At 62.0% G+C, this 23,336-nt stretch carries 20 protein-coding genes; 14 read left to right on the top strand and 6 right to left on the bottom strand.

Annotated elements, in window-relative coordinates; all coding sequences use genetic code 11:
* Window positions 1–6 precede the first annotated feature (6 nt).
* The 5 genes from kdsA to AC2S2E_RS09745 all read left to right on the top strand — a co-directional run bounded on the left by kdsA (window position 7) and on the right by AC2S2E_RS09745 (window position 4,880).
* Window positions 7–888: a 3-deoxy-8-phosphooctulonate synthase gene (gene kdsA, locus AC2S2E_RS09725; protein ID WP_486522172.1), complete on the top strand. Its 882-nt coding sequence runs from the start codon at window positions 7–9 to the stop codon at window positions 886–888.
* Complete coding sequence (locus AC2S2E_RS09730) at window positions 888–2,252, top strand: capsular polysaccharide export protein, LipB/KpsS family (RefSeq protein ID WP_486522173.1); 1,365 nt, start codon at window positions 888–890, stop codon at window positions 2,250–2,252. Before kdsA ends, AC2S2E_RS09730 begins: the two co-directional genes overlap by 1 nt.
* 12 nt (window positions 2,253–2,264) lie before the next feature.
* The gene (locus AC2S2E_RS09735; protein WP_486522174.1) at window positions 2,265–2,753 is read left to right on the top strand and encodes a hypothetical protein; all 489 of its coding nucleotides are present in this window, start codon (window positions 2,265–2,267) and stop codon (window positions 2,751–2,753) included.
* Between the two features lie 221 nt (window positions 2,754–2,974).
* Window positions 2,975–4,093 (top strand): DNA polymerase III subunit beta, encoded by a 1,119-nt coding sequence (gene dnaN / locus AC2S2E_RS09740; protein WP_476102674.1) that lies wholly within the window; start codon window positions 2,975–2,977, stop codon window positions 4,091–4,093.
* A 250-nt stretch (window positions 4,094–4,343) separates the two neighbouring features.
* Window positions 4,344–4,880, top strand: coding sequence for a L,D-transpeptidase family protein (locus tag AC2S2E_RS09745; RefSeq protein ID WP_476102671.1), 537 nt, complete (start codon window positions 4,344–4,346; stop codon window positions 4,878–4,880).
* A gap of 156 nt (window positions 4,881–5,036) precedes the next feature.
* Here the strand turns inward: AC2S2E_RS09745 and AC2S2E_RS09750 are convergent, their stop codons facing one another.
* A complete protein-coding gene (locus AC2S2E_RS09750) occupies window positions 5,037–6,164 on the bottom strand; it encodes a GGDEF domain-containing protein (RefSeq protein WP_486522175.1) in 1,128 nt (375 codons plus the stop codon).
* Between the two features lie 149 nt (window positions 6,165–6,313).
* On the bottom strand, window positions 6,314–7,627 hold the full coding sequence (locus AC2S2E_RS09755) for an FAD-dependent oxidoreductase (RefSeq protein ID WP_486522176.1): 1,314 nt from the start codon (window positions 7,625–7,627) through the stop codon (window positions 6,314–6,316).
* Between the two features lie 271 nt (window positions 7,628–7,898).
* Between AC2S2E_RS09755 and AC2S2E_RS09760 the strand changes: the two genes are divergently transcribed.
* Complete coding sequence (locus AC2S2E_RS09760; protein ID WP_486522178.1) at window positions 7,899–10,622, top strand: EAL domain-containing protein; 2,724 nt, start codon at window positions 7,899–7,901, stop codon at window positions 10,620–10,622.
* A 127-nt stretch (window positions 10,623–10,749) separates the two neighbouring features.
* Entirely contained in the window at window positions 10,750–12,567 is a 1,818-nt protein-coding gene (gene lepA / locus AC2S2E_RS09765; RefSeq protein ID WP_476102664.1) for a translation elongation factor 4, read from the top strand.
* Window positions 12,568–12,651: 84 nt separating this feature from the next.
* On the opposite strand, the gene AC2S2E_RS09770 is transcribed toward lepA, so the two are convergent.
* Complete coding sequence (locus AC2S2E_RS09770) at window positions 12,652–12,975, bottom strand: DUF779 domain-containing protein (RefSeq protein WP_486522179.1); 324 nt, start codon at window positions 12,973–12,975, stop codon at window positions 12,652–12,654.
* Between the two features lie 109 nt (window positions 12,976–13,084).
* On the opposite strand from AC2S2E_RS09770, the gene AC2S2E_RS09775 reads away from it, so the two are divergent.
* The 4 genes from AC2S2E_RS09775 to AC2S2E_RS09790 all read left to right on the top strand — a co-directional run bounded on the left by AC2S2E_RS09775 (window position 13,085) and on the right by AC2S2E_RS09790 (window position 18,224).
* On the top strand, window positions 13,085–14,290 hold the full coding sequence (locus AC2S2E_RS09775) for a sensor histidine kinase (RefSeq protein WP_486522180.1): 1,206 nt from the start codon (window positions 13,085–13,087) through the stop codon (window positions 14,288–14,290).
* The gene (locus tag AC2S2E_RS09780; RefSeq protein ID WP_476102656.1) at window positions 14,287–14,961 is read left to right on the top strand and encodes a response regulator transcription factor; all 675 of its coding nucleotides are present in this window, start codon (window positions 14,287–14,289) and stop codon (window positions 14,959–14,961) included. Before AC2S2E_RS09775 ends, AC2S2E_RS09780 begins: the two co-directional genes overlap by 4 nt.
* 123 nt (window positions 14,962–15,084) lie before the next feature.
* Window positions 15,085–17,565, top strand: a complete 2,481-nt coding sequence (locus AC2S2E_RS09785) for a TonB-dependent receptor (RefSeq protein ID WP_486522181.1) — start codon at window positions 15,085–15,087, stop codon at window positions 17,563–17,565.
* Between the two features lie 110 nt (window positions 17,566–17,675).
* The gene (locus AC2S2E_RS09790) at window positions 17,676–18,224 is read left to right on the top strand and encodes a hypothetical protein (RefSeq protein WP_486522182.1); all 549 of its coding nucleotides are present in this window, start codon (window positions 17,676–17,678) and stop codon (window positions 18,222–18,224) included.
* An 87-nt stretch (window positions 18,225–18,311) separates the two neighbouring features.
* On the opposite strand, the gene AC2S2E_RS09795 is transcribed toward AC2S2E_RS09790, so the two are convergent.
* The 3 genes from AC2S2E_RS09795 to AC2S2E_RS09805 are packed head-to-tail and all read right to left on the bottom strand — an operon-like array spanning window position 18,312 to window position 20,344.
* Window positions 18,312–18,920 (bottom strand): YceI family protein, encoded by a 609-nt coding sequence (locus AC2S2E_RS09795; RefSeq protein ID WP_476102649.1) that lies wholly within the window; start codon window positions 18,918–18,920, stop codon window positions 18,312–18,314.
* 11 nt (window positions 18,921–18,931) lie between these two features.
* Window positions 18,932–19,516 (bottom strand): FMN-dependent NADH-azoreductase, encoded by a 585-nt coding sequence (locus AC2S2E_RS09800; RefSeq protein WP_476102647.1) that lies wholly within the window; start codon window positions 19,514–19,516, stop codon window positions 18,932–18,934.
* 39 nt (window positions 19,517–19,555) lie between these two features.
* A complete protein-coding gene (locus AC2S2E_RS09805) occupies window positions 19,556–20,344 on the bottom strand; it encodes a DODA-type extradiol aromatic ring-opening family dioxygenase (protein ID WP_486522183.1) in 789 nt (262 codons plus the stop codon).
* Window positions 20,345–20,460: 116 nt separating this feature from the next.
* Between AC2S2E_RS09805 and AC2S2E_RS09810 the strand changes: the two genes are divergently transcribed.
* The 3 genes from AC2S2E_RS09810 to AC2S2E_RS09820 all read left to right on the top strand — a co-directional run bounded on the left by AC2S2E_RS09810 (window position 20,461) and on the right by AC2S2E_RS09820 (window position 23,327).
* Entirely contained in the window at window positions 20,461–21,342 is an 882-nt protein-coding gene (locus AC2S2E_RS09810) for a LysR family transcriptional regulator (RefSeq protein WP_486522184.1), read from the top strand.
* A gap of 192 nt (window positions 21,343–21,534) precedes the next feature.
* Window positions 21,535–22,281 carry a FadR/GntR family transcriptional regulator gene (locus AC2S2E_RS09815; protein ID WP_476102640.1) on the top strand — a complete coding sequence of 249 codons (747 nt, stop codon included), beginning with the start codon at window positions 21,535–21,537 and terminating at the stop codon, window positions 22,279–22,281.
* Between the two features lie 194 nt (window positions 22,282–22,475).
* Entirely contained in the window at window positions 22,476–23,327 is an 852-nt protein-coding gene (locus AC2S2E_RS09820; protein WP_486522185.1) for a p-hydroxycinnamoyl CoA hydratase/lyase, read from the top strand.
* The last annotated feature ends 9 nt before the right edge of the window (window positions 23,328–23,336 follow it).

Raw genomic sequence — 23,336 nt, forward strand, 5'->3', positions numbered from 1 at the left:
GACGCCATGTCACAAGAAAACACAACATCCGCTCTGGCTGCCAAATTTCCCAAGCGTGGGGAGGGTAAGCTGCGTCTGAATGAAAGCATCGTGTTCGCCAATGACCGGCCCTTTGTGCTGATTGGCGGGATGAATGTGATCGAGGATCGCGATCAATTGCTGCGCGTGGCGGACCATTTCGTCAGTGTGACGCAACGTTTGCGCATCCCTTTTGTCTTCAAGGCCAGTTTCGACAAGGCCAACCGTTCCTCGCTGCATTCGTTTCGCGGGCCGGGGCTGGAATGCGGGCTGACGCTGTTGGAGGAGGTGCGCAAGGTGTTCGGCGTGCCGGTGTTGACCGATGTGCATGAACCGCATCAGGCCGCCGCCGTGGCGCAGGTGGCCGACATCCTGCAACTGCCCGCCTTTCTGGCGCGACAGAGCGATCTGGTCGAGGCGATTGCCAGCACGGGCGCGGTCATCAACGTGAAAAAGCCGCAATTTCTGGCGCCTCATGAAATGCGCCATATCATCAATAAATGCGAAGAAGCCGGGAATGCGCGCGTGCTGCTGTGTGAAAGGGGCACGTGTTTTGGATATAACAATCTGGTCGTCGATATGCTGGGCATGGATCAGATGAAGGATTACGCTCCGGTGATCTTTGATGTGACCCATGCGCTGCAACGCCCCGGAGGGCGTGCGGACAGCGCCGATGGCCGCGGTGCGCAGGTTGGGGCCTTGGCACGAGCCGGTATGGCCGTGGGCATCGCGGGCCTGTTTTTGGAGGCGCATCCTGATCCGGTCTCGGCCAAATGCGATGGGCCTTGCGCTTTGCCTTTGGCGGATCTGGAGCCTTTCCTGCGCGATATTCAGGCGGTTGATGATGCGGTGAAATTGCCGGCGGCCTGATGGCTTTTTTGCGCATCCCGCCCTTTCCGCGCCACCGCGCCGGGCCATTGCTGGCCCCCGGCACGGCGGAGGAGGATCCGCAACTGGTGGCGCAAGCCTTGGCTGAGGAACGCGTCGGCGGCGCGTTCTGGGCGCTGGACAATGACCCTTGGGCGGGGCGGGGCGATGCCGGGGAATGCGCCTTGGTGGACGCCCTGCGCAAAGGGCATGGGGCAGAGGCGATTATGGCGCAGGGCGTTCCGCATAGTCCTTTTACTGGCGCGCCGATGGGCTTTGTCGAAGCCGCGCGTTTGCTGGGGCAATGGCGCCGGATGATCGAGGATAATCGAAGGATTGTCGCCATTTTCGGCATTGCCGGGTGGAAGAAGGCGACGCTCGATGCGCTGCTCTGGAATGGGATGGATGTGGCCTATCGTCGCGACGGCGCGGGGTTGAAAATGGGCGATCACGCGCTGGCATGGGTCGCACGCTGCGGACGGGGGCTGGCACAGAACCTGTCCCGTCGCGGGGTCGTTCTGGGCGAGGTGGAGGATGGCTTTATCCGCTCGACGGGGCTTGGCGCAAATTGCGTGCCCCCGCTTTCGGTGATCGTGGATCCGACGGGTTCTTATATCGATCCGACGCGCGAAAATGGGCTGGAGGCGATGCTGGCGCGGGGCGGTTTTGCGCCGGACATTTTGGAGCGGGCGGCCCGTCTGCGCGCCAGCCTGATTGCCAAAGGGGTGAGTAAATATGGTGCGGGCGGGGGTGTTTCCCTGCCGCCGCGAACCCGCCGCCGTGTGCTGGTGACGGGACAGGTGGAGGATGATCGCGCGGTACTGCTGGGCGGGGCGGGGCGGGACAATCGCGCGTTGTTGATCCGGGCGAGGGAGATCGAACCGGAGGCGGAAATCCTCTATAAACCGCATCCCGATGTCGAGGCGGGCCATCGCAAGGGAGCGATCCCCGATGCCGAGGCTCTGCTCTATGCCGACAGGATCGAGCGAGAGGCGCCGATTGCCAGCCTGCTGGAACAGGTGGATGGTTTGCACGTCATTTCCTCTCTGGCGGGGTTTGAGGGCCTGTTGCGCGGGGTGGAGGTCGTCACTCACGGCCAGCCGTTTTACGCCGGATGGGGGCTGACCCGCGATCTGGCACCCGCTTTGCCGCGTCGTGGGCGGGTTTGCAGTCTTGATGAGCTGGTGGCCGCGACTTTGATCCTCTATCCGCGCTATTTCGACCCGGTCACGCGCCTGCCTTGCCCGGTGGAGATACTGGTCGAGCGTATGGCGCAGGGGCAGGCGCGGATCGGAGGGCCGCTGGTCTGGGCGCGGATGGTGCAGGGGCGAATGCGGCGCCTGTTGGGCCGACGCCGCGTGTTGTGATAGGATCGGGGCATGAGCCGGACCGCACGCCTATTTTTGATGCTTGTTGCGGCCGTAACCTTTGGCGGAGCGGCTCAGGCACGGCCCTCGGAACTGCTGCGCGGATATGCCAAATATCAGTTGCAGGTGGATGATTTCCGCTGGGCAGAGGCTGATCTTAATGGCGACGGGCGGTCCGAACAGTTCCTTTACGCAACCGGCCCCGATTGGTGCGGCAGCGGGGGATGCGCGCTGTTTGTGTTACAGTCCAGGGGGCTGGATTACGTGGTTCTGGCGCGTATTCCGGTGGTGCAGATGCCTGTGGGAATTCTGCCGGGGCGGCATCGGGCCTATCGCGATCTGGCCGTGGGGATTGGCGGCGGTGGGTGGAAATCGGGCGTAGTGGCGATGCGTTTTGACGGGCGGCGCTATCGCGGTAACCCGACCGTGATGCGGCCCATCGACTCAAAGGCGTCGGGCATGGTCGAATTGATCGGCCGGGAAGAGGCCGCAAAGCGGTAAAACCTGTCGTTAAAACTTACCAAACCTTCAAAACCCCCGGATTTATCCCCAGAATCACTGCGCCTTTGTCACGAAACGCTTGCTGCACGCCGATGGTGCGTTAGGAAGGTCGTCCGAATTGGCGGCTGTTTTGGTCGATTCCGGTCTATCCCGCCGGTTCGGGCCGGTTTTACGCTTGGGGCCTGCTTTTGGCCGCCACACAGTTTGGGAACAGAAACGCCATGAAAGCCACGATCGAACGCGCGACCCTGCTGCGTTGTTTGAGCCATGTGCAATCGGTGGTGGAACGGCGCAATACCATCCCCATCCTTTCCAACGTGCTGATCGAGGCCAGCAATGGCGGCTCGGTCCGCCTGATGGCCACCGACCTTGATCTTCAGGTTGTCGAGCATCTGCCCGCCGTCAGCGTCGAGGCACCCGGCGCGATCACCGTGTCGGCCCACCTGCTGTTCGACATTGCGCGCAAGCTGCCCGATGGTTCGCAGGTCTCGCTGCAAACCGCCGAGAACCGCCTTGTCATCAAGGCCGGGCGCAGCCGGTTCCAGTTGCCGACTTTGCCGCGCGACGATTTCCCCGTCATCATCGAGGGTGATCTGCCCACCAGTTTTGAAGTGCCCGCCGCCACGCTGGCCCAGCTGATCGATCGCACCCGCTTTGCCATCAGCACCGAGGAAACGCGGTATTACCTCAACGGCATCTTCCTGCATGTTACGGATGAAGAGTTGAAGGCGGCGGCCACCGATGGTCACCGTCTGGCGCGCTTTACCTTGGCCAAGCCCGAAGGCGCCGATGGCATGCCCGACGTGATCGTGCCACGCAAATGCGTTGCCGAACTGCGTAAACTGCTGGACGAACATGGCGAAAGCAATGTGATCGTCGATCTGTCGGCCAGCAAGATCCGCTTCTCGCTGGGCGGTGAAGAAGGCGTGGTGCTGACCAGCAAGCTGATCGACGGCACGTTCCCCGATTACAACCGCGTGATCCCGACCGGCAATGACAAGCTGCTGCGCCTCGATCCCAAGAGCTTTTATGAAGCGGTGGATCGCGTGGCGACGATTGCCACGGAAAAGACCCGTGCGGTGAAGATGGCGCTGGAAACCGACCGCGTGACGCTGTCCGTGACTTCGCCCGATAATGGCACGGCGGCTGAAGAGCTGCCCGCCGATTACGGTTCGACCGGCTTTGAGATCGGGTTCAACGCGACCTATTTGAAAGACATCCTGAACCAGATCGACGGCGACAATGTCGAACTCCACCTTGCCGACGCCGGCGCGCCGACCCTGATCCGCCAGAGCGACAAGAGCCCCGCGCTCTATGTTCTGATGCCGATGCGGGTGTGATCGGACGTTTGATTTTGAATTGAATATGGGGCGGGAAGGCTTTCGGGCGTTTCCGCCCCTTTTTTTGTTTTTGCCTCCGGCGGGCAAAGGGCGGGGGCCCTTTGCAATCCCGATATTGTCGGCGGGGCGCCATGGAGGCGGCGTTGTGGTTGGGGGTGGGAAGGACTGTTAAGCCGCTTCGCGGAAAGAAATGAGACGTTCCGGACACGGTGCTATTGCGGACGTTAAAGGCAGCTTTTAAGTCATGACCATGTCCAATTTATTGCGATGGATTTTGATAAGCTCTACGCTCGCGATCGTTGCAGTAATTGCTGTCAGCGGGATTTATTTTGTCTTACCGGTTCAGGCTCCGGTTACGAAGCCGACGATCGACTATATCGTGGTCGAAAAGCATCTCCATCTGATGCGGCTGTTCAATCGCGGCAGTGTTATCAGGACTTATCGGGTCGCACTCGGGCGAGGTGGCAAAGAGGCCAAATCCATGGCGGGAGACAACAAAGTTCCAGAAGGAATTTATCGGATTACTGGTCGAAATCCGCGAAGTGCCTTCCATCTTTCGTTGCGTGTTGGGTATCCAACTGAACAGCAGAGAAATGTTGCTCAGCGGCTTGGAGTTGATCCGGGCGGCGATGTCATGATCCATGGCATACGCAATGGCTTGGGCTGGCTTGGCGGGCTGCACAGAAAACTGGATTGGACGCGTGGGTGCATCGCGGTGACTGATGCTGAGATCGAAGAAATTTGGACGCTGGTTCCTGACGGCATCCAGATTGAGATCAGGGCCTGAAGTCCGCTCCCCCTGACTTTTCGGACATTCCCACGCCGCGAAGCGGCTTTAAATAGCAGCCATTCCGCACCCAAGCACAACATGGCAATTGACGCGCAACCAAGACAGTAACGGGATTGCAAAGGGACCAGTCCCTTTGCCCGCCGGAGGCAAATTTTAAACCCGCCACAACCGCTGCGGGGCAACACGCGGCACGGTGTTCTTGCGCGCGGCTTTGTCGGCATAGAGGCGGGCGTCGGCGGATTGGATGATGGCGGCGGGGCTGGCGCCTTCCAACGGGCCGATGGCGGTGCCGAAGCTGGCGCCGATGGAGACGATGCGATCGTTCCACACGATGGGGAGGGAGAGGCTCGCCCGGATCGCGGCAATTTCGCCCAGCGCCAGTTTCTGACCACGAGCTACGTCATAGAGCATGGCGAATTCGTCGCCGCCAAGCCGCGCCACGCATAGCGCGCGGGCGCCAAGTCGCTTCATTCGGCGGGCGGTTTCGGTCAGGATGGCGTCACCGGCCAGATGGCCATGCGTGTCATTGGCGATTTTCAACCCGTCCAGATCGGCCAGCACCAGCATGACGGGGCGGTCAAGGCGCAGGCGTTCCTCCAGCATGCGCATAAAGGCCAGCCGGTTATCCAGCCCCGTTAGCGGATCGGTCAGAGAAGCGCGGACTGCCTGATGCTTTTGTTCCAGCATGGCCAGCGTTTCCTTGAATTTGTCCAGCACGACATGGATTTGCATCGCCGTCATCAGGACCAGCATCAGGGCCAGGGCGCGCATCCCCCACGAATCATAGAGCGCCAGTTTGACGGCGATGGGGGCAATGGAGGCAACCATGCCCGCAATGGCCGCGCGCGGCACGCCCAGCAGGCATGATGCGCTGGTCAAGGCGGCGATGGCGATAAACACCGGCGCGACCATGCAATAATCATGCGTGGCGTGTGAAAAAGCATTGGCCGCCCACATGCCCGCCACCAACCCGACCGGCGCGGCCATGATGGCGGCGCGGCGCAAATGGCGATAGGCCTGTGCGCGGGGGATGTGTGGATGGCGGCGATGGCGCAGGCGATTACGGATCAGCACAAAAAGACAGGCCGCGGAGATGGCAAGCGCGGGGGGCCATTGTTCCCACAGCGGAAGATTGCCGCGCAGGGCCAGCGCCATGGCCAGCGAATGCACGCTGAGCAGCAGGCAGAGCCAGGGCAGGTGTGAACTGACTCGCTCATATTGCAGGTTGATCATCTCGCCGGCCACTTGCAGCGGGACGGGCGCCGTAAAGGGCGACAACATTCGCCGCCACCGCACACGTAAATGCATCAGCGGGGATTGTTGTGACTCATTCCGTTTCTTACCGGCCTGCAACTCGTCACTCCCCACCTCATTCTGTGGCGGCGAGTTATAGGGGCAAATGACTAATTCAGGGTTAAGCAAACAAGGATTTAGTGTTTTCCCGCCGCTGCAAGCATTTGATCAAAGGCCACGAATTTTTCCCTCGGGGCGCCATCGCGGGCGCGGGCAATTTCGGCCTCGTCAATTTTGCGCCAATCGCGAAAGGTGACGAAATCAAGCCCGCGCGCATGGGCCAAAGCTTCGAAACCGGCGCGGCCCTGTTTGGTGCTGTTGGGGGCGGCAAAATCTTCGCCGATGCGATCGATGATGGCGAAACCGTCCGGGCGGTTGGTGCCGATGGTGCCCGAAGGCCCGCGCCGGGCCCATCCGACACAATAAAGTCCGGGCAGGATTCGCCCTTCCTCGTTAGAGAATCGCCCCGCCGACGTGTCATAGGGCACACCCTCAATCGGGATGGTGCGATAACCGATGGCCGAAATGACCAGATCGGCAGGCACGCGATAGATTTCGCCCGTGCCCACCGCGCGGCCGTCGACCAGGGCGGTGCGTTCAACCTCGACCACCTCAACCTTGCCCGTGCCCAGCAAAGCTTTGGGCGCGGCGAAGAAGTCGAAGGTGATGGTGAAGGACTTTGCGCTAACTTGCTCGCCGGACATGGCGGCAAAGTTGCGCAAATGCTGAACCGATTTGCGAAGGCCCGGTTCCAGCGCGGCATCCTCGCTCTCCGCTGGCAAATCCGTGGGCGAAACATGCGGCCTTGCCCGCTCCAGATGGGCCAGTTCGCCCAGTTCCTTGGGCGTCATGGCAATTTGATGCGGTCCGCGCCGCCCCAAAATCGTGACATGCCGGATGCCCGATGTGGCCAGCGCGTCGAGCGCATGGGCGACAATATCCGATCCGGCAAACTCGCCCGGCACCTTGGCCAGAATGCGGGCAATATCGAGCGCGACATTGCCATTGCCGATGACGACGGCATGTTGCCCGGAAAAATCGGGGTTCAATTTGGCAAAATGGGGATGGCCATTATACCATCCGACAAAGCCCGCGCTGCCAAATACATTGCCTAGGTCGCCGCCGGGAATGTCCAATGCGCGGTCCGCCGGGGCGCCTGTGGCCAAGACCACGGCATCATAAAGGTTTTGCAATTCGCCAATCGAGATGTCGCGCCCCACCGCCACCTTGCCGATAAAGCGGACATTGGGGGCCTGAGCCACGGCATCATAGCGTTTTGCAACGCCCTTGATCGATTGATGGTCGGGGGCGACCCCGCTGCGGATCAGGCCAAAGGGCACCGGTTGCAAATCGAAAATATCGACATGGACATCATCGCCCCACCGTTTGAGAGCCGCCTCGGCTGTATAATATCCCGCAGGACCCGAACCGATAATGGCAAGATGCAGCATGAGCCTGATGCACTCCCTTTTTTTGGGGCGGACGCCGGGTGGCGCACGCCGATACTCTCCCGCTCTGGCCCGGTTGGTCCGGGCGCTGTCGCGTTTATTCTTATCACATACCTGTTTGCCGCCCATGGCAAGCCTTGATGCAGCCGGTCCGGGTTAAGCGGAGGCTTTGGTGCAGGAGCGGCTGCTCTGCATATGTCCTTAACGTGATTTAAAAGGCTTTCGCGCAATTTGCCGCCATGGATCCTCAATTTCCCACAGAGGCAAATCAGGCGTGACCAAATCGAATCGGGCGCAAGCCCTGCTGCGTAAAAATGAAACGCCCGCGCCGACCCCCGCGACCGAGCGGCGTCGCGCCAGCCTTCCGCCCGAAGCCGAAGGCGCGCCCGTCGATGTCACGCATCTGCGTCGGAAAAGCGACCCGGTGCGGCGCGAAAGTGAAGCCTATTTGGGATACTTCCTGATTTCCGAAGGCTGGTCGATGACGGCGATTGCCATGGGCATTGCGGTGCTGATGCTTTCGCTCAACCAGTTCCGTATGCCCAATCCTGAAATTCTGGGGCTACTGGTTACCGCGGTGGTCATGGTGGCCGCCGCGCGCCTTTTCGTGTCGTTTGAACGTACCAGTCGCCGCCCGCTGGGCTGGCGCATCGGGGCGATGACCGTGTCGGTTGTGGTGCCGATGATGCTGTTCGGTGCGGGGCTTGGCCTGTGGTACAAATCGGGCGCTTTGACCGAGCCGGTCTTGCTGATTGGTGCCTTGCTGGTCGTGGGTCTTGTCATGGCGGTCACGCTGTCGGGGCGGTTGTTCACGATGGTGGCGGCCAAATTGGCGCTGTGGACGCCCATCGCGCTGGAAATGGGGTCGGTCTATACGATCGTGACCTTGCTGTTGGGCGGGGCGATTGGTCTGGTGGCGGCCATGCGTCAGTTGGGCATCGACCGCGCTGGTCAGGCCGAACAGCGCGAAATGCGCCATGCCCAGATGCGGGCCGAAGAATTGCTGAATGAATTTGAAAAGACGGGCCAAGGCTGGTTCTGGGAGACTGATCGCAAGGGGGCGTTGACCTATGTGTCGCCTAATATCATCACCCTCTTGGGGCGTGAGGAAAGCGAACTGATCGGGCGCCCGCTGACCGAACTCTTTATCATGCAGGAGCAGGAACAAGCCGGTCAACGCAGTCTTCTGTTCCATCTCAATGCGCGTTCGGGCTTTACCGATCTGGCGCTGCGTGCGGCCAAGGATGGGGATGAACAGTGGTGGGCGGTCAATGGCCGCCCGGTCTATGACGCTTTCAACAATTTCCTGGGCTTTCGCGGTGCGGGCAGCGATCTGACCGAAAAGCGGCGCAGCGAACAGCATGCCACGCGCCTTGCCCATTTCGATTCGCTGACGGGTCTGGCCAACCGTTTCCAGATGAGCCAGACGCTGGAAAAGATCCTTTCCGCGCCCAAAGCTGACCATCGCGACTGCGCGGTGTTCCTGCTCGATCTGGACCGGTTCAAACAGGTCAATGACACGTTGGGCCATCCGGCGGGCGACGCCTTGCTGAAACAGGTGGCCCAGCGTTTGCTGCGCACGGTGGGCGAGGCGGGCCGGGTGGGCCGTCTGGGCGGGGATGAATTCAAGGTCATCCTGCCGGGGCGCACGCCGCGCGACAAATTGGCCCAATTGGCCACCAGCATCATCGAGAATCTCTCACAGCCCTATTCGATCGAAGGCGCGCGCGTGGTGATCGGCGCCAGCGTCGGCATCGCCATGGCCCCCGACGACGGCGTGACCAGCGAGGCGATCATCCGCAACGCCGACCTTGCGCTCTATGCGGCCAAGGATCGCGGGCGCGGTGTCTATCACTTCTATGACGAGGAATTGCATTCCGACGCCGAGGAGCGCCGCCAGCTTGAACATGATCTGCGCGATGCTTTGGCCCATGGTGGGCTGGAACTCTATTACCAACCGTCGGTCGCGCTCAGCCAGCAGAAGATCAGCGGGTTTGAGGCGCTGCTGCGGTGGAACCACCCGACGCTGGGCCGGCTGTCGCCCGCCAAATTTGTCGAGGTGGCCGAGGACACAGGCCTTATTACCCAGATCGGCGAATGGGCGCTGCGCACGGCCTGTCACGATCTGGCGCGCTGGCCGGAAAATGTGCGCGTGGCGGTCAATGTATCGCCCTTGCAATTTGCCAATCCGGCGCTGCCCACGATCATCACGCATGCCTTGGCGGCGGCGGGGGTCGATCCGGCGCGGCTGGAACTGGAAATCACCGAAAGCGTGTTTTTGAACGACAGCGCCAATACCGACGCGATGTTCACGGCATTGAAGCGGATCGGCGTGCGTCTGGCGCTGGACGATTTCGGCACCGGCTACTCCTCGCTCGGCTATCTGAAAAAGGCGCCTTTCGACAAGATCAAGATCGACCAGAGCTTTGTGCGCGGCGCCACCATGCCCGGCAGCCGTAATGGCGCGATCATCGCCTCCATCGTCAGCCTGGCCGATGCGCTGGGCATGGAGACGACGGCGGAGGGCGTGGAAACGCTCGACGAACTCGATCTGGTGCGCGAACTGGGTTGCAGCCACGTTCAGGGCTACATCTTCTCCAAACCCCTGCCGCGTGACGAGGCCGATATGCGGTTGAGCGAGGGCGGCACCATCGAAGCCCGCGGCCCCCGTTCGGCCCGCGCACCGCGCCGCACCATGTTGCGCAAGGTCATGCTGGAGGCGCAGGGGCGCCGATATACCGCCACGATCCGCAACATTTCGGAAAATGGCGCGATGTTCGAAGGTTTGATGGACGTGCCGATGGGCATGGAAATGCTGATCGAACTGTCCGATGAACTGAGCGTCGGCGCGACCGTCCGCTGGAGCCGCTATGGCCGGACCGGCGTGGTCTTTGCCGAACCGGTGGCCTTTGACGGCACGGGCGTCATCACCCGCGCCAGCCTGTTTGGCCCACAGGAACGCGACGGCGAAGCGCCGGCCTATCGTCAGGCGGGGTAAGTGGTTGGATGGATGGCAAACGGCGCAGGCCATTTGCCATCCATCCAGCAGGCTGCTAACGGCTGCGATTCGATGCGGGGTGGGGTTTCCTGCCCCTTTTCCCGCGCCCTTTTGATAAAGACATTCCATGACCGACCAGTCCAAGATCCGCAATTTCTCTATCATTGCCCATATTGACCACGGCAAGAGCACACTGGCCGACCGGCTGATCCAGTTCACGGGCGGCCTGACCGAGCGCGAAATGAGCGCGCAGGTGCTGGACAATATGGACATTGAGAAAGAGCGCGGGATCACCATCAAGGCGCAGACCGTCCGGCTGAATTACAAGGCCCATGACGGCGAAACCTATGAGCTGAACCTGATGGACACGCCGGGCCACGTGGACTTTGCCTATGAAGTCAGCCGTTCGCTGGCGGCCTGCGAGGGCGCGCTGCTGGTGGTGGACGCGGCGCAGGGGGTCGAGGCCCAGACGCTGGCCAACGTGTACCAGTCGATCGAGCATGACCACGAAATCGTGCCCGTCATCAACAAGATCGACCTGCCCGCCGCCGAGCCGGAAAAGGTCAAGGCCGAGATCGAGGAAGTGATCGGTCTGGACGCCAGCGAGGCCGTGCTGGCCAGCGCGAAGTCGGGCATCGGCATCGAGGAAATCCTTGAGGCCGTCGTCAAGAAGATCCCCGCGCCCAAGGGCGACCGGACCAAGCCGCTCAAGGCGATGCTGGTCGACTCTTGGTATGACCCCTATCTGGGCGTGGTTATTCTGGTGCGCGTGATTGACGGCGTCATCAACAAGGGCCTGAACGTCAAGTTCATGCAGGGCGGCACCGAACATCTGATCGACCGCGTGGGCTGCTTTACGCCCAAGCGCGAGGAACTGGCCGAACTGGGGCCGGGCGAGATCGGTTTTATCACCGCCCAGATCAAGGAAGTCGAACTGGCCAAGGTCGGTGACACGATCACCACGGTCAAGGGCGGCGCGACCGAGGCTCTGCCAGGCTATAAGGAAGTGCAGCCGGTGGTGTTCTGCGGGTTGTTCCCGGTGGACGCGGCCGACTTTGAAAAGCTGCGTGAAAGCATCGCCAAGCTGCGGTTGAACGATGCGTCCTTCAGCTTTGAAATGGAAACCTCGGCGGCGCTGGGCTTTGGCTTCCGCTGCGGCTTCCTTGGCCTGCTGCATCTTGAAATCATTCAGGAACGCCTGAGCCGAGAATATGACCTCGACCTGATCACGACCTCGCCTTCGGTGGTCTATCGCATCCAATTGCGTGCCAGCCGCACCGATGGCGCGGGCGAGGTCATGCTGCACAACCCCGCCGATTACCCCGATCCCAGCCGCATCGAACAGATCGACGAGCCGTGGATCAAGGCGACCATCTACACGCCCGACGAATATTTGGGCAGCATCCTGAAGCTATGTCAGGACCGCCGCGGCATCCAGACGGGCCTGACCTATGTCGGCGGGCGTGCGCAGGTGAATTATGAATTGCCGCTCAACGAAGTGGTGTTCGACTTCTATGACCGCCTGAAGTCGATTTCGCGCGGCTATGCCTCGTTTGACTATGAACAGATTGGCCTGCGCGAAGGCGATCTGGTCAAGATGGGCATTCTGGTCAACAACGAGCCGGTCGATGCGCTGTCCATGATCGTCCACCGCAGCGTGGCCGAGGAACGCGGGCGCCACATGTGCGAACGTCTGAAGGACCTGATCCCGCGCCACCTGTTCAAGATCCCGATTCAGGCGGCCATCGGCGGCAAGGTCATCGCGCGCGAAACCATCGCCGCCATGCGCAAGGACGTGACCGCCAAGTGCTATGGCGGCGACATCACGCGCAAGAAAAAGCTTCTGGAAAAGCAGAAGAAGGGCAAGGCCCGTATGCGTGAGTATGGCAATGTGCAGATTCCGCAGGAGGCGTTTATTGCCGCGTTGCGGATGGGTGAAGAGTAAAGGTTTAGGGGGCCTCCGGCGGGCAAAGGGCCTCGGCCCTTTGCAATCCCGTTTTGGGGTTGCGCAGTAAATTCGCCGGGGGTTCTAGCCCTTTAATACAAAACGCGTTCCGTCGCCAATATCCAGCGAAAAGCCCACCGCGCGACCCGGCTCCACGTCCAGTTCCAGCGACACCGGGCATTGATCCGCATCATCGGCCATGCGGTACAGCGGCACACCGTCGCATACGCCCTGCAACTGGTCCCTCTGGCCCAGAATAATGTCGCCCTCGGCAAGGCAGAGCGGCGTTCCCGCGTCACAACACCCGCCGGTCACATGCAGGACCAACCGACCATGCTGCGCTCGCAACCGGTCCAGCGCGGATTGGGCGGCGGGGCTGATCGGGATCTGGCGGGCTGTATCGGTCATGGCGCCATCCTATCACGATTGACCATTCCGGCGCGAATGAGACTTTGGGACAAGGTGCATATGGTTGATGGGGCTTGCCGTCCGGCCTCGACCGTGAGAACCCCAGCCCATGGCGCAAACCGCACCCAATCCGATGCCCTTGGCGCGCAGCTTTGCCGGGTGGCTGGTGATGGCAGCCGCGCTGGCCGGATTGATGGCGGGCTTTGTCTTCAGCCTGCGGCAGGGCGCGCGCCAGTTCGAAATCGCGCTATTATCCGAAAGACAGGCCGGGTTGATCGCCGGCCTTGTCGGACAGCCTGCCGCGCAATATCCCCCGCGCCTTGCCGAATATCGCGCCCTGATTGCGCAGGAGGCAGCACTCGGCTCTCCCACGCGCAGTGATGAAGTGGCCCGCATCGACCAATTGGCACGAAACCCCGGCGATCCGGCGCTCTTGGTCACTATGCTGGCCGATGAGCGTGCCGAGGTGGTGGCCGCCAGAGCCGCGCTGGACCATAGCCGCAAACGGATGCTGCTGCTGGGTGGCCTGTTGACTCTTGTGGCTCTGGTTGCGGCGGGGGCGGGTCTTTGGCGCCTCGTCTGGGCCAATCGCGCGCTGGAGGGCGAAGTTGCCGCCCGCACCGCCCAGTTGCAGGCGGTCGATCGATCCCGCCGCCTGTTCTTTGCCAAGGCCAGCCATGAATTGCGCACCCCCGTCACCGCGATGCGTTCGCTGGCCGAAGTGACGCTTTCGGCGGGGGGCGATCCGCGCATCGCGCTAGGCGATGTCGTGGCGCAGGCGCAGTTCCTTTCCCACCGCATCGATGAAATGCTCAGTCTGGCCAGCGCCGAGGAAGGCAAGCCGGTGCTGGTACTGGCCTCTTGCGATCTGCGCGACATTGTTGCCGGGGCGGTTGGCGCGGCGGGGCCATTTGCCCGATTGGTGGATGTTGCCTTGCTCTATGAACGCCCGTCGGAGCCATTTGCGGTCCGGGCCGATGGACGCTGGCTGGGGCAGGCTTTGTTGGCGATTATCGACAATGGGCTGAAGATTTCCGATCCCGGCGGCGCGGTGGAAATCACGCTGACGGTCGAAACTTCTCATGCCATTCTCTCCATCGCCGATCATGGCCCCGGCATGGGCGAGGCGGATTTGCCCTTGATTTTCGAGGCCTATTATCAAAGCGAGGAAGGACGTCATCGCGGCGGCACGGGCCTTGGCCTTGCCCTTGCGCGATGGGTGGCCGATCAGCATGGCGGCACAATTCGCGCCGAAAACCGGGCGGGCGGCGGTGCGCGTATTGTGTTGACCATGCCTTTGGAGTCGATGGGATGATCCTGGTTGTCGAAGATGATGTGACCATCGGCCGCACCTTGGCGCAGGGTTTGACCGCTGCGGGTTTTGCCGCCCGCTGGCTGCGCCGGGGCGGAGATGTCTTGCCGCTGGTGCAGGAAGGCGGGGTCGATGCGGTGGTGCTGGACCTTGGCCTGCCCGATGGCGACGGGTTGGATGTTTGTCGTGCCTTGCGCGATGGCGGGCACCATTTGCCGGTGCTGATGCTGACGGCGCGGGGTGGGTTGGATGACCGGCTGGATGGATTTGCCGCCGGGGCGGATGATTATCTGGCCAAACCTTTTGCCTTTGCCGAACTGGTGGCGCGGGTGCGGGTGATGGAGCGCCATGCAGCGCAGCGTCGCCCCGATCCCTTGGTGCTGGGCGCGCTGGAGATTGATCCCTTGGCCAATGAAGCGCGATGGGCGGGCGAAAGGCTTGATCTGGAACCCAAGGGCGTGGCTGTGCTTTCGGCCCTGCTGCGGGCAAGGGGGCAGGTGGTTTCACGCCGGGCGTTGATCGATGCGGTGTGGGGCGATGCGGCGGTCACGGACAATGCGCTTGATGTTGTCCTGTCGTCTCTGCGCAAGAGGCTGGGACTGGCGGCGCCTTCATTACAGCTTCGTACGGTGCGTGGGGCCGGTATGGTGATTGAAATAGATGAAAATACTTAGAAAATTGCTGCGTCTTATACCTTTGCCAGTCTGAGGCCGTTCTAAGGTTGCCCGACCATTCCCATGATAGCCCAAGGGCATCACGCGACCCGATGGATCGGGCAAGCACAGGGGAAGAGGTTGATGAAGGGGCGTTTTGCGCTTTTGCTGGGCGGGGCGATGTGGGCCTTGCCGGTTCATGCGTTGGCCAGAGATTTTGCGGCCAATGATGCCGCCGCCGAAGATGATGCTATCGTCGTCAGCGCCAGCACGCCATTATCCAGCGTGGGCGATAGCGGGCGCGTGTTGATCGATGCCAAGGCGTTGCGGGCGATTCAGGCGATTGCGCTCAACGATGCGCTGGCGCGTCAGGCGCCGGGCGTCGTCATCAATGAAATTCAGGGCAACCCGCTGCAAAGCGACCTGTCCTTTCGCGGCTATACCGCATCGCCCTTGCTGGGCACACCGCAGGGTATGGCGGTCTATGTCGATGGTGTGCGCGCCAACCAGCCCTTTGGCGAGGTGGTGAGCTGGGATCTGCTGCCCTCGGTGGCGGTGGATCAGGTGGCCTTGATCGAAGGTGCTGCGCCGCAATTCGGGCGCAATGCGCTGGGCGGCGCGCTCAACATCCGCACCAAGGACGGGCGCAGCGCGCCGGGCGTGGCCGTGTCCGTGGCGGGGGGCTCCTATGGCCGTCTGCGCGGAAGTCTGGAGGCCGGCGGCAAGGCGGGAAACGGTCTGCACTGGTATGGCGCGATCGAGGGGTTTCGTGAGGATGGCTGGCGCTATACCTCGGCCAGCAAGGCGTGGAAGGGGCTGGCCAAGCTGGGCTGGGAAGGGGCCGAAAGCGGCGTGACCTTTACCCTGAACCGCGCGCAATCGGACCTCAATGGCAATGGGCTTCAGGACTATCGCCTGCTGGCCCGCGATTGGCGCAGTGTTTACACCTCGCCCGACAATACCCGCAATATTGCGACGCAGGCGATGTTGTCGGGGCATAAGAAGCTGTCGGACCGCCTGACCCTGTCGGCCAACGTGTTCTGGCGCAGCATTGTCACTCGCAGCGTTAATGGCGACATGAATGAGGACGCGCTGGGCGAGAGCTTCTATCAACCCAATGCGACCGAACGCGCGGCTTTGGCGGCGGCAGGGTACACCGGCTATCCCACCAGCGGCGAAACGCAGGCCAACACGGCGTTTCCGAAATGGCGTTGCATCGCCAACGTCCTGCTCAATGATGAGCCCAATGAGAAGTGCAACGGTCTGTTCACCCGTTCCTCCACCCGCCAGCAGGAATGGGGCGGGGCGGTCGAACTGGCATGGGCGGGGCAATTGGCGGGCGTGGAGCAGCGCCTGACCATCGGGGCCAGCTATGCGCAGGCGCGGGCGCGCTTTATTCAGAACAGCCAGTTTGGCTATCTCCTGCCCGATCATTCGGTGGCCGTGGTTGACGGCCCCGGTGCCTATGCCGACGGTAGCCAGTCGAGCGAGAATGCCTTTGACGCGCGGGTCGATCTGCACAGCCGCATTTCCAGCCTTGGCCTCTATGCCGCCGATGTTCTGGCGCTTTCGGATCGGGTGCGGGTGACTTTGGCGGGGCGTTATGACCGCACGCAATTGCGCAACCGTGACCAGATTACACCGGGCGGCGGGACGGGATCGCTCGATGCCGACCCGGTGTTTCAGCGTTTCAACCCGTCGGCCATGGTCGATTGGACGGTCGGCTCCGGCCTGACCCTGACGGCGCAGGCGGGGGAGAGTTCGCGCGCGCCATCGGCGGTCGAACTGGGCTGTTCGGACCCGGCGGCGCCATGCCGCCTGCCCAATGCGATGGCGGGCGATCCGCCGCTGCGGCAAGTGGTGGCGCGCAGCTTCTCGTTGGGCGCAACGCTGGAGCGCAAGGCATGGAACCTGCGCGTGACGGCGTTCCGCAGCGACAATCGTGACGATATTCAATTCATTGCGGGCGGGGCATCCGGTTTCGGCTATTTCGCCAATGTCGGCACCACCCGCCGTCAAGGCATTGAGGCCAGCGGCGGGGCACGTTTCGGGCGACTGCAACTGTCGGGCAGCTATACTTTGCTCGACGCCACCTATCGCACGCCTTTGACCGTGAATGGCGGATCGAACAGCAGCAATGACGCCGCCGCCCCCGGTTTTGAAGGCGAGATCGATGTGCGAACCGGCGACCGCCTGCCGCTGCTGCCCCGTCATCTGTTCAAGGCGCAGGCCAGTTTCGATGCCGCATCATGGCTGACCCTGCGCGGGGAATTGGTGGCGGCCAGCGGCGTTTATGCGCGGGGCAATGAAAACAATCTGCACCGGGCCGATGGCACCTATTATCTGGGTTCGGGCAAGACCGATGGCTATGGCGTGGTCAATGCCGCGCTGGAAATCCGGCCGCGTCGGGGGGTGACGATACAGGCTGGCATCACCAACCTGATGAACGCCCATTACGCCACCGCCGCGCAATTGGGGGCGAGCGGCTATGACACCAATGGCGCCTTTGTCGGGCGTCCTTTCAGCGGCCCGGTCATCGATGGCGAAAGGCCTTTGTTGCACAGCACATTCCTTGCCCCCGCCGCGCCGCGCCGGTTTGAGGTGGGGTTGAGGGTACAATTGTAAATTCACCATTTAGGTTAAATTCCTGTCCTACACGGCCAAGGCGCTGATAGTTCTGTGAAACCGGACGATTCGCAAAAGGCGAATTTGTCCGGCTTCACGGAGCTGTTTTCATGTTCACCAATGCGCTTCTTCTGTGGCTGGCGGGTGGGTTCAAACGGGTTGCCTCGGCGATGGGCGGGGTGGCCCGCTGGGTTGGCGGATCGGCGGCGCGAATCTGGGCGGCTGTTGCGATCGTCGCACTCGCGCTTGCCGGGTGGCAGGCGATGCGCGCCGGCCAATGGGCGCAAAAGGCCCGCGCAACACAGGCCGCATGGAACGCCGAGCGCGACGCTGCCCAAGCCGCGAAACTGGCCGCCGAAGCGCGATACAGGAGCCTTGCCGATGATGCTGATGCCGATCATGCCGCCGCTCTGGCGCAGGGCGATGCTCGCCTTGCTGCCTATATTGCCGCTCACCGCGTGCAGCCCGCGCACTCATCCGATCCCGCCCGCGCCGCCACGGATCACGGTGCCGACATTCCTGCAATCCCCGCCGCCGATCCCGACGTGGCGAAAGCCTCCGTCATCGCCACCATCAGCGAGGCCGACCTGAAGATTTGCGATGCCAATTATGTCTATGCCAGCGCGGCCCACGATTGGGCGGCGCGGCTGAATCCATAAAGAGTAAGCCCCCGTCCGGACATGCCGGGCGGGGGCTTTGTGCGACCCTTCCGAGGGGGGATGGGAAGAAGGGTCGACGGGGGGCTCTTACTTGGCCTTTTCAAAGGCCGCGCTGATGCGCAGCGATACTTCGTCGCTGATCAGCGGAATATAGGTCTTCACGCCAAAATCGCTGCGCTTGAGCGAGGTGGTCGCGTTAAAGCCCACCGTGTAACCCTTGCTCAACGGGTTGACGCCGCTGGCCAGGAACGTGGCCTTGAGCACGACCGGGCGGGTCACGCCATGGAACGTCAAATTGCCAGCGATATTGGCGGTGCGCGGGCCGGTCGGCGTCACCGCGGTCGAGGTGAAGCGGATCTGCGGATATTTGGCCGCATCAAACCATGCATCGCTCTTCAATTCACCGTCCAGCGTGGCGTTGGTGGTCGAAACGCTGCTTACCGGGATGGTGATGTCGACCTTGGCCTTCGCGGGCGCCTTGGGGTCAAGGACCAGCGAGCCGGTGGCACCGGTGAAATCGCCGTACCAGTCCGAAAAGCCCATGTGGCTGACGGTGAACTGGACGCGGGTGTGGCTGGTTTCGACCGTATAGTCCCCGGCCTGTACGGCGGCAGGGGCGGGGTTGGCCACCGGCGACTGTGCGGACACAGCAACCGGGGCGACGATCAGGGCGGCGGCGATCAAAGAGCGAAACATGGGGACGTTCCTTACAAAGCGCTGATTTCAGCGACGGCGGCCGAGATGGCGGCTTCGGCGGCTTCGGGACCAAAGGCCATGCCTTCGGCGGTGACGGTGGTGACATCGGTCACGCCGACAAAGCCCAGCAGCGCCTTGGTATGGGCGACGGCAAACGGGAAACCGGCGGCATCGTCATACTTGCCGGCGCGGGTGTGGACCAGAATGGCCTTCTTGCCCTTGATCAGACCTTCAGGGCCTTCGGCAGTGTACTGGAACGTGGTGCCGGCGCGGGCGATGTAGTCGAACCAGGCCTTGAGCGTCGAGGGCATGCCGAAGTTGTAGAGCGGAACGCCAATGACGATCACATCGGCGGCAAAGGCTTCGGCAATCAGCTCATCCTGCAGCGCGCGGGCGGCGGCGAATTGTTCACCTTCGGGGGCCTGACGACCGATACCGGCCAGCGAGGCGGAGTCGACGTGGGGGACGGGGTTCGCGTCAAGGTCGCGTTCCACGACATTGGCTTCGGGGTGGGCGGCCAGATAGGCGTTGATCAGCTTGTTGCTGACCGAGGCTTCGCCAGTGGCGGCCGAACGGATCACAAGAACATTAGCCATGGGAATTCTCCTGAAATAGAAGGGGTTGGTCAGTAAAGGTCAGTCGAAACGATAGGCATCCATGCGCAGGATGCCCAAATCGGTGGATTGGTGGATACGGGTGGCCTTTGCGCCTTCGCCCGCCGCGCCAAGTGCAACGAACAAAGGCAAAAGATGTTCATCCGTCGGGTGATTTTCCACCGCAAAGGGGGCAAGGCGGCGATAGGAGACCAGATCGCAGGTGCGCCCTGATACCAGCGCCTCGTCCATCCAGTCGGCAAAGGCGGTCACCCATTCCGGGCCCCATTTCGAGCCAAGCCCATCGCCCAGTTGGCGGTTGATGGCGCGAAGGTTGTGGGTGAAACTGCCCGAAGCCAGCACCAGAATGTTGTCCTTGCGCAATTGCGTCAGAGCGCGGCCCAGTTGCACGTGATGTCCCGGCCCAAGGCGGCTCTGCACCGAAAGCTGGACCACCGGAATGTCATGTTCGGGCCACATCAGCAGCAGCGGCGTCCATGCCCCGTGGTCCAGACCGCGGCGGGTATCGATCCCGGCGCGCAGCCCCGCATCGCCCAGCAGATCCACCACGCGGGCGGCCAGATCGGGCGAGCCGGGCGCGGGATAGGTCAGCGCATAGAGCGGCGGCGGAAAGCCGTAGAAATCGTGGATCGTCTCATTGACTTCTACTGCATTGACCGCCGGAACGTCCGTTTCCCAATGGGCTGAAATCACGACGATCGCGTCGGGGCGTTCAAGCTGGCCGCCAAGGCCCGCGATGAAATGACGCGCCGGGTGGTCCTGCAGCGCCAGCATCGGCGAACCGTGGGAGAGGTAGAGGGTGGGCTGCATCGGTCATCTCCGTGCCAAGACTGGCTTGGCGTTGAGGGAGAGATAGGGTAATGATTTTTGCATTACAATCGACTAAAAATGCAAAGCATCCATGCAAAAACGCATAAGGTGGAAAAATGGACTGGGATGATGTGCGAAGCTTTCTGGCTATTGCCCGCACGCGCAGCCTGTCGGGCGCGGCGCGTGAACTGGGCGTGCGCCAATCGACGATGAGCCGCAGGCTGGAGGCGATGGAGGCGCGCAATGGCGCCCGCCTGTTGCAGCGGACCACCAGCGGCTATGAATTGACCGCGCTGGGCGAGGCGGTTTTGGGCAATGCAGAGCGGATGGAGGCCGAGGCCATTGCGGTTGAGCGCATGGTGCAGGGGCGCGACGTGGCGCTCTCGGGCGTGGTGCGATTGACCACGGTGGAGGTCATCGCCAACCTTTTGCTGCCCCGCGCGGTTGTGGCGTTACAGGCGCGTTATCCGGCGATCACGCTGGATGTGCTGACCGAAAGCCGCTCGCTCAATCTGACCAAGCGCGAGGCCGATATTGCCATCCGCATGACCCGGTTCGACAGTCAGGATCTGATCACCCGCCGCATGGGCACGGCGGCCAGCGCGCTCTATGCCAGCCCCGATTATCTGGCGACGCATGGGCAGGATTTGAGCGGCGACAATCATGCCATCATCACCGTGCTGGAGGATCAATCGCATCAGAGCGAGGCCAAATGGCTGGTCGAAATGATGCCTCATGCCCGCGTGGCCATGCGCAACAACAGTCGAGATGGGCAATTGGCAGCGGCGCGCGCCGGGGTGGGTGTGGCTTGCCTGCCCTGCTATCTGGCCGACCGTGATCCGGGACTGGTGCGGCTGGACGTCGGCTATGGCCCGCCGCGCGAAGTATGGTTGGGGGTCCATGCCGATTTGCGCCATATGCCCCGTATCCGCGCAGTGATCGATGTTTTGAACCAGGCTTTTGCCGAGGATAGGTCGATGTTTGTGGGCGAGGGGTGAGAGGGCCGGCGCGGCAATTTGCTGCGCAGCAAATCGGGAATGGTCGTAATCTTGGCGATTGTTTCCGGATAGCCGCGCCAAAACGAACAAATTTTGCGCACAATAAGGGCGCGATTTACGGATTGTGCGCGCAGCAGAGATTGCGCAGGCCGGTTTGCGCGCTTAAGGTTTGTGCAGGGAGAGTTTGCGAAAATGTCATCAGCAGTGCCGCCATCAACCACCACCAGATCGCGCAGGCGCAAGGGCGGCGAAGGATTGCGCATCCACCAATCCATCGCGCGCCAGCTGGGCATTGCCATTCTCAACGGCACCTATGAACCGGGCTCTTCTTTGGGGGGCGAGATTGATGCTTCCGAGCGTCTGGGCGTATCGCGCACCGCCTATCGTGAGGCGATCCGCATCCTGATTGCCAAGGGGCTGATCGAAAGCCGCCCCAAGGCCGGGACGCATGTGTTGCCCCGGCGGCGGTGGAACCTACTGGACCCGGATATTCTGGCATGGATGTTTTCGGAAAAGCCGGATCGCAATTTCGTGCGCGACCTGTTCGAATTGCGCGGCATTATTGAGCCGGAGGCCGCCGCTCTGGCCGCCGAACGTCGCACCGATGCGCATTTGGCCGCGATGAAGGTGGCGCTTGATGGGATGCGTGTCCACGGCCTTGCCTGCGGCGATGGGCAGGCGGCGGATCAGGATTTCCATTCGACCATGCTGGAGGCGGCGGGCAATGATGCGCTGACCTCGCTGATCGGGTCGGTTGGGGCGGCGGTACGCTGGACCACCCATTTCAAACAGAGCAACTCGCCCCTGCCGCGCAATTCGCTGCCCGAACATGAGGCTGTGCATCATGCGATTGCGGCCGGGGACGCCGCAGGTGCGCGCCGTGCGATGCAGATCCTGTTGGCCTATGCACGGGCCGATGTGGTGGATGTCATGGCCTGATACGACTGAAATATATTCGGTTTTCAAACAGCCCGCCCCGGTCATCATGCCGCGGCGGGCTGTTTTGTCATGGGCGCTGAAATGGCCGGCATGGCATCGTGCAAGGGCGCTTGACGAGGGCGGGATAAATGTTATGAATAATAGCATACGCCGCCCCAGACGGCGGCGCCATCCCATTTGGAGAGGAGCCTGTCATGACCGAACAGACGATTGATCGCGCCGAAGAAGATACCGTTGCCGTCCATATCGAAAACCGCATCGCCTGGGTAAAGTACAACCGCCCGGAAAAGCGCAATTGCATGAGCCCTAAGCTCAATCGTCAGATGACGCGCGTGCTGGCCGATCTGGAATTCCGCGAAGACGTGGGCGTGGTCGTGCTGACGGGCGAAGGCTCGGCTTTCTCGGCGGGCATGGATCTTCAGGAATATTTCCGCGAAAACGAACAGAAGGGCCTGTGGGCCACCCGCAAGGCCCAGCGCGAAGCCTATAACTGGTGGGAACGTCTGCGTTGGTATGAAAAGCCGACCATCGGCATGATCAACGGCTGGTGCTTTGGTGGGGCCTATGGCCCGCTCTATGCGGTCGACATCGCGATTTCGTCGGACGATGCCAAGTTCGGCCTGTCGGAAATCAACTGGGGCATCCTGCCCGGCGGCGGCGCGTCCAAGGTGGCGCAGGAACTGATGCCGCTGCGCAAGGCGATGTATCACGCCATGATGGGCGAAAACCTGACCGGCAAGCAGGCCGAAGCGCAGGGTCTGGTGACTGAAAGCGTGCCGCATGACCAGTTGGTCGCCCGCGTGACCGAAATCGCCGAGGCGCTGCTGAAAAAGGACGCCAACGCGTTGCGCGCCACCAAGTGGGCGATGCGTCGCATGGTCGAAATGACCTATGACAATGCCGAGGATTACCTGATCCGCGCACAGGAAGCACTGAACGGTTTTGGCGGTCTGGAAGCGCGCAAGGAAGCCACCAAGCAGTTCCTTGACGAAAAGACCTTCAAGCCCGGTCTTGGCACCTTCGACATCACCAAGATCAACAAGTAATCATCCGCC

This window comes from Novosphingobium sp. 550D, assembly GCF_057401885.1.

Coding starts and splice junctions, on each gene's coding strand:
- dnaN (WP_476102674.1), top strand. CDS start 2,975: ATGAAAGCCACGATCGAACGCGCGACCCTGCTGCGTTGTTTGAGCCAT.
- AC2S2E_RS09785 (WP_486522181.1), top strand. CDS start 15,085: ATGAAGGGGCGTTTTGCGCTTTTGCTGGGCGGGGCGATGTGGGCCTTG.
- kdsA (WP_486522172.1), top strand. CDS start 7: ATGTCACAAGAAAACACAACATCCGCTCTGGCTGCCAAATTTCCCAAG.
- AC2S2E_RS09790 (WP_486522182.1), top strand. CDS start 17,676: ATGTTCACCAATGCGCTTCTTCTGTGGCTGGCGGGTGGGTTCAAACGG.
- AC2S2E_RS09810 (WP_486522184.1), top strand. CDS start 20,461: ATGGACTGGGATGATGTGCGAAGCTTTCTGGCTATTGCCCGCACGCGC.
- AC2S2E_RS09780 (WP_476102656.1), top strand. CDS start 14,287: ATGATCCTGGTTGTCGAAGATGATGTGACCATCGGCCGCACCTTGGCG.
- AC2S2E_RS09745 (WP_476102671.1), top strand. CDS start 4,344: ATGTCCAATTTATTGCGATGGATTTTGATAAGCTCTACGCTCGCGATC.
- lepA (WP_476102664.1), top strand. CDS start 10,750: ATGACCGACCAGTCCAAGATCCGCAATTTCTCTATCATTGCCCATATT.
- AC2S2E_RS09775 (WP_486522180.1), top strand. CDS start 13,085: ATGGCGCAAACCGCACCCAATCCGATGCCCTTGGCGCGCAGCTTTGCC.
- AC2S2E_RS09770 (WP_486522179.1), bottom strand. CDS start 12,975: ATGACCGATACAGCCCGCCAGATCCCGATCAGCCCCGCCGCCCAATCC.
- AC2S2E_RS09735 (WP_486522174.1), top strand. CDS start 2,265: ATGAGCCGGACCGCACGCCTATTTTTGATGCTTGTTGCGGCCGTAACC.
- AC2S2E_RS09795 (WP_476102649.1), bottom strand. CDS start 18,920: ATGTTTCGCTCTTTGATCGCCGCCGCCCTGATCGTCGCCCCGGTTGCT.
- AC2S2E_RS09750 (WP_486522175.1), bottom strand. CDS start 6,164: ATGTTGTCGCCCTTTACGGCGCCCGTCCCGCTGCAAGTGGCCGGCGAG.
- AC2S2E_RS09815 (WP_476102640.1), top strand. CDS start 21,535: ATGTCATCAGCAGTGCCGCCATCAACCACCACCAGATCGCGCAGGCGC.
- AC2S2E_RS09800 (WP_476102647.1), bottom strand. CDS start 19,516: ATGGCTAATGTTCTTGTGATCCGTTCGGCCGCCACTGGCGAAGCCTCG.
- AC2S2E_RS09820 (WP_486522185.1), top strand. CDS start 22,476: ATGACCGAACAGACGATTGATCGCGCCGAAGAAGATACCGTTGCCGTC.
- AC2S2E_RS09805 (WP_486522183.1), bottom strand. CDS start 20,344: ATGCAGCCCACCCTCTACCTCTCCCACGGTTCGCCGATGCTGGCGCTG.
- AC2S2E_RS09730 (WP_486522173.1), top strand. CDS start 888: ATGGCTTTTTTGCGCATCCCGCCCTTTCCGCGCCACCGCGCCGGGCCA.
- AC2S2E_RS09755 (WP_486522176.1), bottom strand. CDS start 7,627: ATGCTGCATCTTGCCATTATCGGTTCGGGTCCTGCGGGATATTATACA.